General features: G+C 50.1%; 10 protein-coding genes. 5 read left to right on the top strand and 5 right to left on the bottom strand.

Going from position 1 to position 12,576, the window contains the following annotated elements; genetic code table 11:
• Positions 1–26 precede the first annotated feature (26 nt).
• Positions 27–1,247 (bottom strand): 5-(carboxyamino)imidazole ribonucleotide synthase, encoded by a 1,221-nt coding sequence (locus H6F68_RS18985; RefSeq protein WP_399314519.1) that lies wholly within the window; start codon positions 1,245–1,247, stop codon positions 27–29.
• Positions 1,248–1,377: 130 nt separating this feature from the next.
• On the opposite strand from H6F68_RS18985, the gene H6F68_RS18990 reads away from it, so the two are divergent.
• Positions 1,378–2,238, top strand: a complete 861-nt coding sequence (locus H6F68_RS18990; protein WP_190561374.1) for an FkbM family methyltransferase — start codon at positions 1,378–1,380, stop codon at positions 2,236–2,238.
• 114 nt (positions 2,239–2,352) lie between these two features.
• Here the strand turns inward: H6F68_RS18990 and H6F68_RS18995 are convergent, their stop codons facing one another.
• Positions 2,353–2,847 carry a pentapeptide repeat-containing protein gene (locus tag H6F68_RS18995; protein WP_190554557.1) on the bottom strand — a complete coding sequence of 165 codons (495 nt, stop codon included), beginning with the start codon at positions 2,845–2,847 and terminating at the stop codon, positions 2,353–2,355.
• A 66-nt stretch (positions 2,848–2,913) separates the two neighbouring features.
• On the opposite strand from H6F68_RS18995, the gene H6F68_RS19000 reads away from it, so the two are divergent.
• Positions 2,914–3,261 carry a phage holin family protein gene (locus tag H6F68_RS19000; RefSeq protein WP_190434076.1) on the top strand — a complete coding sequence of 116 codons (348 nt, stop codon included), beginning with the start codon at positions 2,914–2,916 and terminating at the stop codon, positions 3,259–3,261.
• Here the strand turns inward: H6F68_RS19000 and cobJ are convergent.
• Together cobJ and H6F68_RS19010 are read right to left on the bottom strand one after the other, a co-directional pair.
• The gene (gene cobJ, locus H6F68_RS19005) at positions 3,245–5,194 is read right to left on the bottom strand and encodes a precorrin-3B C(17)-methyltransferase (protein ID WP_199300168.1); all 1,950 of its coding nucleotides are present in this window, start codon (positions 5,192–5,194) and stop codon (positions 3,245–3,247) included. The genes H6F68_RS19000 and cobJ overlap by 17 nt on opposite strands.
• Before the next feature lie 127 nt (positions 5,195–5,321).
• Positions 5,322–6,926 carry an NAD(P)H-quinone oxidoreductase subunit N gene (locus H6F68_RS19010; RefSeq protein ID WP_190561376.1) on the bottom strand — a complete coding sequence of 535 codons (1,605 nt, stop codon included), beginning with the start codon at positions 6,924–6,926 and terminating at the stop codon, positions 5,322–5,324.
• A 649-nt stretch (positions 6,927–7,575) separates the two neighbouring features.
• On the opposite strand from H6F68_RS19010, the gene topA reads away from it, so the two are divergent.
• On the top strand, positions 7,576–10,299 hold the full coding sequence (topA, locus tag H6F68_RS19015) for a type I DNA topoisomerase (RefSeq protein ID WP_190561378.1): 2,724 nt from the start codon (positions 7,576–7,578) through the stop codon (positions 10,297–10,299).
• Positions 10,300–10,367: 68 nt separating this feature from the next.
• On the opposite strand, the gene ald is transcribed toward topA, so the two are convergent.
• On the bottom strand, positions 10,368–11,456 hold the full coding sequence (gene ald / locus H6F68_RS19020) for an alanine dehydrogenase (protein ID WP_190561380.1): 1,089 nt from the start codon (positions 11,454–11,456) through the stop codon (positions 10,368–10,370).
• Positions 11,457–11,742: 286 nt separating this feature from the next.
• Here ald and H6F68_RS19025 point away from each other — a divergent pair, with 286 nt between their 5' ends.
• A complete protein-coding gene (locus H6F68_RS19025; RefSeq protein ID WP_190434067.1) occupies positions 11,743–11,913 on the top strand; it encodes a chlorophyll a/b-binding protein in 171 nt (56 codons plus the stop codon).
• A gap of 305 nt (positions 11,914–12,218) precedes the next feature.
• Positions 12,219–12,515 carry a hypothetical protein gene (locus H6F68_RS19030; protein ID WP_190554561.1) on the top strand — a complete coding sequence of 99 codons (297 nt, stop codon included), beginning with the start codon at positions 12,219–12,221 and terminating at the stop codon, positions 12,513–12,515.
• Positions 12,516–12,576 lie beyond the last annotated feature (61 nt).

The raw sequence follows: 12,576 nt of genomic DNA on the forward strand, positions 1-12,576 counted from the left end.
AGTTTTAACAAACGTGTCTGGAAACCTTAACGCTGATACCAAATGGCTTCAACTTCTTGAGCGATCGCCAGAGCCTGCTCTCTAGGTGCCGTCTGAGCGGATAACAACACGGTGACATGACCTAATTTGCGGCCCGGACGAGATTCAGTTTTGCCGTACCAATGTACGTGGGCCTGAGGAATTTTCTCGATTTGCTGACGTTTCTCTAAATAATCGCTATGGGACTGTTCGTATCCCAATAAATTCACCATCACAGCCCCATCACTGCTTAAGCTAGGGTTGCCCAGTGCTAGACCACAAACGGCTCGTAGATGTTGCTCAAACTGGGAAGTAGCGCAGGCATCCAAGCTGAAATGACCAGAGTTATGAGTGCGAGGAGCAATTTCGTTCACCAATACTTTGCCGTCAGCGGTGAGAAACAGCTCGATACCAAAAACTCCAATCGCTTGCAAACTGTTGAGTAAGGTACGGGCGATCGCTTCAGCCTCAACTTGCACACTCTCAGGAATATCGGCAGGAGCCAGGACGCGCCGACAGACTTGGTTTTCTTGCTGAGTTTCCACCACCGGATAAACCGCGACTTCACCGCTGGTGCCACGCGCCGCAATCACTGCTAGTTCTCGCTCAAAGGGTACGAAGGCTTCAAGTAAAACGGGAGAGCGATCGAGTTTTTGCCAGATATCTTCTAACTCAGCTTGATCGTGAATGATAAACGTCCCCTGACCGTCGTACCCGTGGCGACGCGCTTTCAGAACCAGCGGAAAGCCCAACTGTTCTAGAGCAGTGTCATCGATTTGGTGTTCTAAAGCCACAAACTTAGGAGTCGGCAAGCCCAAGTCGCGTAGGTAAGAGCGCTGATGATATTTGTCTAGCAGCGGCACCAAAGTCGTCAACCGAGGCCGAAAGCGGGTTCCTTGGGCTTCCAACTGGGCCAATGCTTCTAAATCGACAAACTCGTTCTCAAAGGTAATTACATCGCAACGAGTTGCTAACTCTCCGGTGGCATTTGCATCGGCCACCGCAGCCAAAACGGTATCAGCCGCGATCGCTACAGCAGGGTCAGTGTCATGAGGGGTTTGGACCACTAACTGCACCCCTAATTTCTTGGCGGCTCCTGCCATCATCCAAGCCAGTTGGCCCCCACCAATCACGCCCACTCGTTGCACTGGCTGAGATCCCGACTGATAAGCAGACATTGTTTCTGAAGCGTTAGAAGATAAGGAGTCAGGGGTGGGCGGTGAAACCATGAGCGTGCCGAGTTTAAGGTAGCAATCCGCTATATTACGCTAAAATCAGCCACTCTTAGCGTCAACTACAGTCACTCAATTCAAGATAGTTAAACCTGGCTTTCTCGGTTCTATAACGCAACGATGTCTCATGTCACAAATTCTGGTTCTTCTCTACAGTCAATCACTCCAAATATTGGTCAAATTATTTGTCAAGTTGACGGGTAGAGGTGGCGGAAAATTCGTTCGATTTCTACCGAAATCTCAGCAGCATTTAGTCAAAAACTACGCGGGAAATTTCCAGTTGCAGGTAGATACGACCTACCCCATTGAGGCATCGGTTTGGTTAGCAAGTACTTATGATCCTACTACCACTCGATTCCTACAACAAGTACTCCGAGCAGATGATGTTTTTCTCGATATTGGCGCGAACTGTGGTGCTATTACGTTAGTCGCCGCTAGCATCATTCAAACAGGGAAAATTTATGCTTTTGAACCAGGTCCAATCATTCGATCGCGCCTCCAATCCAATCTGGATCTGAACTCTAGCCTGAAGGATATCGTGCAGGTTGTCCCGTTAGGTTTAGGCCAGCAGCGATGCCAGCTTTCCTATTTTGAAGACCAAACTTATCGGGGCAATGGTGGGTTATTTCAGAACGACCAAGGAATCACTGTAGAAGTTTTGCCTTTGGATGAATGGGTGACGCAAGAGAAACTAAAAAAAATAGATGTGATCAAGCTAGATGTTGAAGGGATGGAATACGAAGTTCTTTCGGGCAGCAAAACGGTTTTAACGACTTACCACCCAACCATTTACTTTGAAACTCTACCTGGTTTCTTCGTCAACAAGCCCTATAGTATTCACACAATTTATGAGTTTTTAACCAGCTTGGGTTATGTGATTGTTGGCCCTAGAAAGCCTTATGCTTCTATTTCCTTAGATGGGCCTTACCCTGCAAATTCAGTTGCGATTCATCCTACCCAAATGCACCGCCTAGAGCGATCGAATTAGATATCTTGTAGGGCGCTGTGAGCGCTAGTCTCACCTACCGTATTGAGCAAAAATTTGTGCGATTGATGCCTGTGAGTTCATGCGTTACGGCTACGCCTAACACATGCTACCGATTTATTGGCAACCTAAAGAATCGCGAGTGGCTGTGCCTGTGGTTGGGTTCACACCACTAGCTTGTTCACACAATTTTTTGACCTGAGCGCCATCTAGCAAAGCATCACTAAAATCGGCTCCAGTAATGTCGGTGTCCTCAAAAGTAGAGCGGAACAAAATGGCATCTGTCAAAACTGCATCTTTGAGGCTAGCCCGCTTAAAAGTGACTTGATCCATCATGGCGCTGCTCAAGTTAGCATTTTGCAAATTAGTTTCAGTCATCACCGAGGCACTAAATACCGCACCCCGCAAGTTGGCATTCACAAAGTTAGCAGTCGCAAGATTGGTGTTGGAGAATTCGGCCACCTGCAAGTTTTGGCCCGAAAAATCTCGTCCACGCAACTCCGCATTGCTGTAGGACGGAGGTGGGGCATATTGGCTGAGGGCGATCGCGCTTAGCTGCCCGCTCCAAACCAGAAACGCCAATACAAATGCAGCAAGATACCGAAAGATCATAAAAATTTCGATGTCAAATCGATCTCAAACCTATAGTTAGTAGAGTAGTCGCATTCAGGCAAGTTTATGCCCCAATTTCTCTTAACTTGGTTGGTGACAGCCTTAGCGCTGCTAGTGACAGCTTATTTCGTCCCCGGTTTTGTGTTGACAGGGTTTGTGGCAGCGGCGATCGCGGCGGTGGTTTTGGGCTTAGTCAATGCGATCGTGCGACCGATTTTGCTGTTCTTCACATTGCCATTGACGATTTTGACGCTGGGTTTATTTCTGTTTGTGGTCAATGCCCTCTCTATTTGGATTGTGGCTGCTTTGACTCCCGGTTTTGACATCACTGGTTTTATTCCCGCACTGTTCGGCTCCATTGTCCTGACGATCGCCACCACTGTATTGGGTTGGTTTGCTAGAGCGATTGATTAGGTTCTGCATCGGGTGTAAACCCTAAGTAACCACGTGGGGTAATCATCCAGTCGGCATAGGTGCGAGTGCTGGCATTGCCGATTAAAACCGTCGTCAGCATATCAATGGGCGCTTCTAGCAGTTCGCCTAAAGTCGTAAGCGTAATTTGCTCATCTTCGCGGTAGGCCGATCGCACCAAAGCGACTGGGGTACTGGGAGCACGGTGCTGCAAGAAAATTTGTTGGGCGATCGCGATCTGCTCGGTACGGGTTTTTGAGCGCGGGTTATAGAGAGCGGTAACAAAATCCGCTTGGGCCGCAGCATTTAAGCGCTTTTCAATCATGACCCAAGGCGTCAGCAAGTCGCTAAGGCTGATGGCGCAAAAATCGTGCATTAAGGGTGTGCCCACCCGCGAGGCAGCAGCTTGGAGAGCGGTAATCCCCGGAAACACTCGCACCGCTGGCGTTTTACCGTCCCAATCTTGGTCGCGCAGTTCCTCTAAAACCAGGCCTGCCATGCCATAAATGCCAGAATCTCCCGACGAAATTACAGCGACGGTTAAGCCCCAGTTCGCCAATTCGATCGCCCGCTGTGCCCGTTGACGTTCCTGAGTAATCGGCAAAGCTTCTACAATTTGCCCCGGACGTAGCAACGGCTTGACAAGGTCTACATAGAGCGAATAACCAATCACCACGTCAGCTTGAGCGATCGCAGTTTGGGCAGCCGGAGTAATTTGTTCTAGTTGTCCGGGACCAGTCCCGACTAGCCACAATTTTCCGCTGCGGCCTGTGTATTCTTGCTCGGCCTGAGCGATCGCGATCGTCACTGCTCCCGGTTGACCTTCTAAGCGAACAATTTGTTTGGTCACTAGGAGGGGCATTTGTAAATGCCCGATTTTCTGTGTTGGGGCAAGCACAAGACTCGCTCCCACTAAGGCGGCGGCTTCGGCTACGCTGGGGGTGCCCACTTCAGCGGCAACTACTTCTGAGGGAGTCGGCACTGGCACTGATTTTAGTTGCTCGGCAGAGAAACAACGCAGAGGCCACTGGCGATCGCGACACAACTCGACCAAACCCACTTCATCGGCTTTGAGGTCTAGCGTTGCGATTCCAGCGATCGCGGCTTCGGCCAACTGATGAGCTTGGCAGGCTTGCTGAATCGCCCTTTCGATCAACTGACGAGAGGTGCCTCGTTCACAGCCAATCCCGACCCATAAAACTTTCGGATGCCATTGAACTTCTGGAATGCCGGAGTCTGGAGATAATCGTCGTGCCAGCGGACTAATCCAAACCCTAGCTTTCGGAGTAGCTGGTTGAATTGGAGCCGTCCCAGTCTCTTCCGACTCATTGAATTGAAATGGATGCTCCGAGGGTAGGTGATGTTGCCAGAGCGTTGTTCCTGCTTCTTGAATCACTTGCACCGAGTCTTGACGAGCGATCGCGGCACTCACGCCTGTCCAATCTCCTTCGCCTCTCTGCCAACCAAACAGCACGCCTAAAACATCGATTCCCGGTAGCTGTAAACGGTTGGCGGCACCTGTCAAGACTGGAGTGGCGTTGATTTGTAAGGCGATCGCTTGGGTCAGGCGATCGGCTCCTCCTTGATGCCCACTGCATAAGCTAAGGACAAATTGCCCCGCTTCGTCTACCACCACCACGGCTGGATCAGTAGACTTGTGCTGCAACAAGGGCGCAATCAAGCGCACCACCGCACCTGTAGCTAGACAAAACACAAACCCTTGGTACTGCGGCCACAACTGAGCCACCTGTTCTTTGAGCGAACCAGAATAAATCTTCGAGTCCAGGTTTTGGGCTTGAGCTAATTCGGCTAAAGATTCTGGCACCCAGAGGGTGATGGGATGAGCTTGGCACAGGGCCGCTAGTTTTTTGAGGCCAGCGGGAGTCGTGGCGATCGCAGCCAACGATTGAAAGTCTTGAAACAGTGAAGAACTCAAAGTGTTGTTAGTCGTAGTCAAAATCAAGAAGGAAATGGCAAAAATTAAGGGAATAAAAACCGCCCAACGACAAAGTCAGGCGGTGATTGAAACAAACTGAAGCACTGTCTAGCGCCAGTCTGTCAAGTTAAAAACCAGTGCTAGTTTTTGCGACGGGCACCTGACTTGACAGGACAGGTTTGATGTAGCCTGTCACACCCTGGGTGCTGCCAGGAGTATTAGAAATGGCCGATTGCAGAATTTGAGAATGGGTGACCGAGTCATTAGCTAGCGTAAACAAAGGATTGGAGAGGATTCCAGCTAAAGAAGTAGCAACCAAGGACAGCACCAAACCTACTTGCAGAGGCCGCATTCCAGGCAAGTTCCAGGTAATTGCAGGATAGTTCTTCACCACATCCGACATTTCCTGAGGTTCTTTTACCACCATCATCCGCACCACGCGAATGTAGTAGTAGATCGAGATTACGGTCGTAACCAAGCCTGCCAAAACTAATCCGTAAGCCCCAGCGCGCCAGCCTGCCCAGAACAGGTAGAGCTTACCGAAGAAGCCAGCCAAGGGAGGAATGCCACCCAACGATAGCAGGCAGACACTCAGCCCCAAAGTGAGTAACGGATCTTTTTGGTACAAACCAGAGTATTCGCTGATTTGGTCGGTGCCCGTACGGAGGGAGAACAGAATCACGCAGGTGAAGGCTCCCAAGTTCATGAACAGGTAGACTAGCAGGTAGAACACCATACTGGCGTAGCCCGCATCAGTTCCAGAAACCAAGCCGATCATGACGAAGCCTGCTTGCCCAATGGAGGAGTAGGCGAGCATCCGCTTCATGCTGGTTTGGGCCAAGGCTACGACGTTGCCTAAGACCATACTAAGGATGGCGAGCGCGGTAAAGACAAACTTCCACTCGTGGGTCAGCATTGGGAAAGCCGTTACCAAGAGCCGAATTGCCAAGGCAAAGCCAGCCGCCTTAGAGCCTACCGACAGAAAGGCCACCACTGGAGTGGGTGAACCTTCGTAAACGTCGGGAGTCCATTGGTGGAAGGGCACCGCCGCAATTTTGAAGGCGATCCCGGCGATCGCAAACACCAAAGCAATCACCAGACCAATCGATTGGCCTGTGGGATCAGTCACAATATGGGACGCGATCTCAGTTAGGCGAGTTTCACCCCCCGACAATCCATACAGCAATGACACGCCGTAGAGGAAAATTGCCGAGCTAGAAGCACCAATCAGCAAATATTTTAGGGCCGCTTCGTTAGAGCGGGGATCGCGCTTCATGTACCCAGTGAGTAGATAGGAAGCGATACTGAGCGTTTCTAGGGAGACAAATACCATCACCAACTCGTCTGCACCAGAGAGGAACATGCCCCCTACTGTTGCGGTGAGCAGAATGGTAATAAATTCTGCTAGAGAGGTGCCCGATTGCTCCACGTAGCGGATCGACATCAGGATGGTCACGGCGGCAGACAGTGCAATGATGCCCCGGAAGACGACACTCAGGGCATCACCGTTAAAACCGCCCAAGAAAGAAATCGGATCGCTGATTTCCCATTGAAAATAGAGAGCAGCCGTAGCACTGAGCAGCCCCGCGATCGCTAAATAAGGAGTCCAGCGGGAGGCAGCACGTCCAGCAATCAAGTCACCGACCAGCACCGAGAGCAGCGTCACGATGACGATACCCTCTGGTACGATCGTCCCCGCATTCAACTGGGCTGCAAGATTAGCAAAATCCATAGGGGTTCGACAGACTAAACAGCACTAAAGAACAATAAAAAGTCAGGCCAGTGAGTCATCCATTGATGCTTTCCAGCAGTTGAACCACCCTCAAGCAGTAATTTGGGCCTTTAATCTGTGATCTTATCGCGCTATCTTAACGCTTACGCTTATTTTGAATCAGTATTTGTTCCTAGACCAACTGCTACCAGCTCAAAGCGATCGCAGTTAAAGTTTTAACATTTGTTTATAAACTAAAAAGACACCAGAATTTTTGCCCTTAGCTGGCCCTGTTGACAAAGGGTGAATGTAAGACTAGGTTGGCTTTCTAGCTCGTCTGCTTTCTGATCCGGCTAACTTCCCGACTCAACTTTGCTTGTGTCTGGCTCAGAGGGATAACTGCAAAAAATTTTGTCAAAACTGAGGATTCCACCCATATTGGTTATAAGTAGAGATCAAGGCATGCTGAATGTCTCCTCTCCTTGATTTTCTTTTTAAGGGAGTCTTCTTTTAGGATGAAGCGATCGCAGTGCAGTTACGTTAATTTGTCTAGCTAGTCTTCCAGTTTTCGCCATCAGTTTTTGCTACCTAGTCTTGACATCCCTGTCAAAATCTTCCATGTCTAAGACTGCCTAGCTCGCTACCACTTTGCCTGAAGTTAAACGATCCCATGTCAACCCTGGTCATTGTCGAATCTCCTACCAAAGCACGCACCATTCGCAACTACCTGCCCGCAGGCTATCGAGTGGAGGCGTCAATGGGACATGTGCGCGATCTGCCGCAATCGGCGAGCGAAATCCCTGCGAACGTCAAGGACGAAAAATGGGCAAAGCTAGGGGTGAATATTGAGTCAGAATTTGAGCCGCTTTATGTAGTGCCCAAAGACAAGAAAAAAATAGTCAAGGCGCTCAAAGATGCGCTCAAAGATGCTGACGAGCTGATACTGGCGACAGACGAAGACCGCGAAGGGGAAAGCATTAGCTGGCATCTGCTGCAACTTTTGCAGCCTAAAGTTCCGATCAAGCGCATGGTGTTCCACGAGATCACCCAAGAAGCGATCAAAGAAGCGCTGAAAAACTGCCGTACTGTAGATGAGAAGCTAGTTCGGGCGCAAGAAACACGACGTATTTTAGACCGCTTGGTGGGCTATACCCTCTCGCCGCTGCTGTGGAAGAAAATTGCCTGGGGCTTGTCAGCTGGACGGGTTCAGTCTGTAGCAGTGCGGCTACTCGTACGACGGGAGCGGCAGCGTCGGGCTTTCCATCAAGGTACTTACTGGGATCTCAAAGCCACCCTAGAAAAAGATAAAAGTGCGTTTGAAGCCCGCCTGGTAACGCTGCGAGGTCAGCGTTTGGCGACAGGCAGTGACTTTGACGAGGCAACGGGGCAAATTGCGGCGGGTCGCAATGTCCTCCTGCTCAATGAAGCGGAAGCCAGAGCGCTGCAAGAGCAAATCACTAATAAGGCTTGGACCGTTTCTAATATCGAAGAACGGCCTGTCACTCGCAAACCTGCACCACCTTTTACCACCTCGACGCTGCAACAAGAATCCAACCGCAAACTTCGCCTCTCAGCGAGAGATACAATGCGCGTGGCCCAAAGCCTTTACGAGCAAGGCTTTATCACTTACATGCGAACCGACTCGGTGAACTTGTCGCAACAGGCGATCGAGGCAGCTCGGACTTGTGTAGAGAACATGTATGGTGCAGCCTATCTCAGCCCTGAACCTCGCAAGTACTCCACCAAGAGCAAAGGTGCCCAGGAAGCCCACGAAGCCATTCGTCCCGCTGGCAGCAGCTTCCGCACTCCTCAAGAAACAGGGTTAAAAGGAGCAGAATTTCAGCTGTATGACTTGATCTGGAAGCGTACCGTTGCCACCCAAATGGCTGAAGCGCGGCAGACCCATATCACGGTGCAAATCCAAGTCGAAGAAGCAGGATTTCGAGCTAGCGGTAAGCGCATTGACTTTCCTGGTTTCTTCCGCGCTTATGTGGAAGGGTCTGATGACCCCGATGCGGCGATCGAGGATCGGGAAGTGATTCTGCCTGCGCTCAAGGTGGGTGACAAGCCAGCGTGCAACGCTTTAGAGGCGATCGGTCACGAAACTCAGCCTCCTGCTCGCTATACCGAAGCTTCTTTGGTGAAAACATTAGAAAGCGAAGGGATCGGGCGACCCAGTACCTACGCCAGCATCATCGGCACCATTATTGACCGAGGCTATGCCCAAATGGTAAGCAATGCCCTGGTGCCGACATTTACCGCCTTCGCTGTGACCACTTTATTGGAAAATCACTTCCCCGATTTGGTTGATACCAGCTTCACGGCTCGCATGGAGCAAACCTTAGATGAAATTTCTACAGGTGAGGTGAAGTGGTTGCCCTACCTCAAGGAGTTTTATTTAGGGAAAGCGGGTTTAGAGACCCAAGTCAAGGAACGGGAAAGCCAAATTGATCCCACTGAGGCGCGCACGATTGAGCTAGAAGATCTAGCTGCCAAAATTCGCATTGGTCGTTACGGAGCTTATTTAGAAACTGAGAAAGACGATGCCATCGTTAAAGCCACGATTCCACAGGATTTGACTCCAGCGGATCTTGACCCTGCCCAGGTGGAAGTACTGCTGCGCCAAAAAACTGAAGGCCCCGATAAGTTAGGGCTGCACCCAGACACGGGAGAACCGATTTATTTACGGATTGGTCCTTTTGGCCCCTATGTCCAACTGGGAGATTTAGGGGAGACCAATGTCGAGCCGAAGCGGGCTTCGTTGCCTAAAGGTGTAGGCATGGATGATGTCACGCTAGAAATGGCCGTGGGTCTGCTGTCTCTGCCCCGGACCTTGGGAGTTCACCCTGAAACAAATGGCAAAATTCAGGCAGGACTAGGACGCTTTGGCCCCTATGTACTGCATGACCAAGGTAAGGAAGGCAAAGAGTATCGCTCCTTGAAAGCGGGAGACGATGTGCTGGCTATTGAGCTAGACCGCGCTTTGGAGTTGCTGGCAGAACCAAAGGCAGGTCGTCGAGGCGCTCGGAGCAAATCGAAAGAACCGTTGCGATCGCTCGGTGCCCACCCTGCTGATGAAGAGCCAATCAATATTTACGATGGCCCCTACGGTCCTTACATCAAGCATGGCAAAATCAATGTCTCGGTGCCCGAAGACCAAGCGGTGGAGTCCATCACGCTAGAGGCGGCTCTAGAGTTATTGGGCACAAAAGAGTCAACCAGCAAATCGGGTCGCAAATCCGCCAAGTCCACCAGTGGCACGAAGAAGTCAACGACCAAGGCGACAGCTGCTAAGAGCGAGGCCACCACGAGTAAAACAAAAACTCGCAAGACCACTACGAAAAAATCAGGTACCAGTAGCACTAAGAAGAAAACCTCAACTCTCGAGAGTTAGGAGACTGGACCGTAGACGGGAATTGAGGAAGCAGGAAAGCGATTGCCCTCCTATTCCTCGTCAATTTTTCAGTGAGCTAAATCAGGAAATACTTCCTGTACAGCGGGATGTACTAACCGCTGATTTTGCACACTAACTCCCTTGGCTAAAACTGCATCGGAGTCCAAAGCAGATAGACCGTAATTGGCTAGCTTCAGGACGTAGGGTAAGGTGCTGTTATTGAGAGCTTGGGTCGCTGTCCAGGGCACTGCTCCAGGCATATTCGGCACGCCGTAATGTACCACACCTGCCTCGACATAGGTAGGGTGACTATGGGATGTGGGTCGCATCGTTTCAATACAGCCACCTTGATCGACCGCCACATCCACGATCACTGAACCAGGCCGCATTTTGGCGGCTAAAGACTGACCCACCAAAATCGGGGCTCGGCGACCAGGTACTAGCACGGCCCCGATCAGCAGGTCGGCTTCTGGTACGACTGTCTCGATTTGTAAGGAGTTGCTGTAGAGCAGTTCCACGCGGGAACCAAATAAAGTTTCTAAATAAGCTAAACGGTCTACATTTAAATCCAAAATTTGGACTTGAGCCCCCATCCCGACGGCAATCCGGGCTGCTTCTGTGCCTACCACTCCACCGCCTAATATCACCACTTTGCCAGGTTGCACTCCAGGCACGCCACCTAAAAGTACGCCCCGTCCCCCTTGTTGACGCTCTAAAAATCGAGAGCCAAACTGCACCGATAGCCGCCCAGCAATAATGCTCATGGGAGTCAGCAAAGGCAATTTTCTATCTGGAGTCTCTACGGTTTCGTAGGCGATCGCAGTTACCCCAGAACTAATCAGATGCTCAGTTAGTTCGCGATCGGCAGCCAAATGCAGGTAAGTAAACAGGAGTTGGCCTTTTTGCAAAAACTGATATTCCGGTGCCAAGGGTTCTTTCACCTTAATCACCAACTCTCGATTCCAAGCAGTCTCAGCATTGGGAACAATTTTTGCTCCTACTTGAACATAATCAGCATCGCTAAAGCCTGCGCCAATGCCAGCCTCAGTCTCGACAAAAACGGTATGCCCGTTGTCTACTAGAACGCGAGCACTGCTCGGGCTCAACCCCACTCGAAACTCTTGGTCTTTTGTTTCCTTGGGAACGCCGATTTCCATACGAAACCTCTGAATGCCCTATGCTTCTAGCTTAAGCTGGTTGTAAAAGTAGCTAGAGAGCAAAGCCCTAGGGAAGTTGGGCGATCGCCCTTAGCTGGCCATCCAAAAGGATGAGTTGACGAAGAGACAGTCCTCCTTAAAATAGATGAAAGAGATAAAGAATTGTAAACGCCATCAATAGAACCCAAAAGTTCTAACTTAAGACGTACCTCTTGAGTGGGATTTTCTTAGTGCTGCTTTACCCTTTGTCTGAATTAATAGAACTGTCGTCAATTTTTCTAAAGCAATGACTCAACTACAACCCACCACAACACCTAAATTAGCTGAACCTAAAGTCGGCTTTACAGAATATGCCGAGCGTTTGAATGGCCGAGCTGCCATGCTGGGGTTCGCGATCGCCGTTGCCATCGAGTACGTGACTGGACAAGGCGTTTTAACTTGGCTAGGGCTGAGATAAAACCAAAACTTTGCCAGTTCTTCCGGGGCGCTTGCCGCTGACTGAATAGACAACGCCACAGAGATCAAAAAATGTTCGCTCGGATGAGGAAGAACTGGAGAGTTTAGCGTGAAGAGATGATGAAGGGTAGTGTAAGTACCTAAGGCCTAGATGTGTTTTTTCTATAATTCTCCATAATTTGTGGGATGAGTTTAAATTAGAAATAAGCAGTCCCATTAAACCGATACGGATTACGTAACTTTCTAAGTGTTTTGTTTCTTTAAAACTCTAAAATTCTTGATACGTTGAGCCAGAGAGATACTGTGATGAATGCTGTGTGGCCTCGGTTTTTAAGGGCAGCTTATCGTAAGGAGCCCATCTCTAGCTTTGTAATTACGGTTGGCGCTGTAGATGCAGCGATTGGCGGACTCGATAGCCGCTGGTCTCTATTTAGCTTTGGTCTAGGAACCGTGGGGCTTGCGATCGCCCTGCGGTGGTGGTTGATGCACCGCCAACAAGAAGACCAACCAGAACAAGTACCGCAATATTACTTACCCCCTCGCTCCTCACGACCGCAGATGCCCGTGCTATCGGTTTCTAAGAAGAATCCACCACCTCACTAAATTGATTTCTTAACTAGGTCTCAATTAGAGCTATTCCATACCATTTAGCTTACTCATGCTA

It is taken from the genome of Trichocoleus sp. FACHB-262 (assembly GCF_014696035.1).
Taxonomy (GTDB): Bacteria; Cyanobacteriota; Cyanobacteriia; order FACHB-46; family FACHB-46; genus Trichocoleus.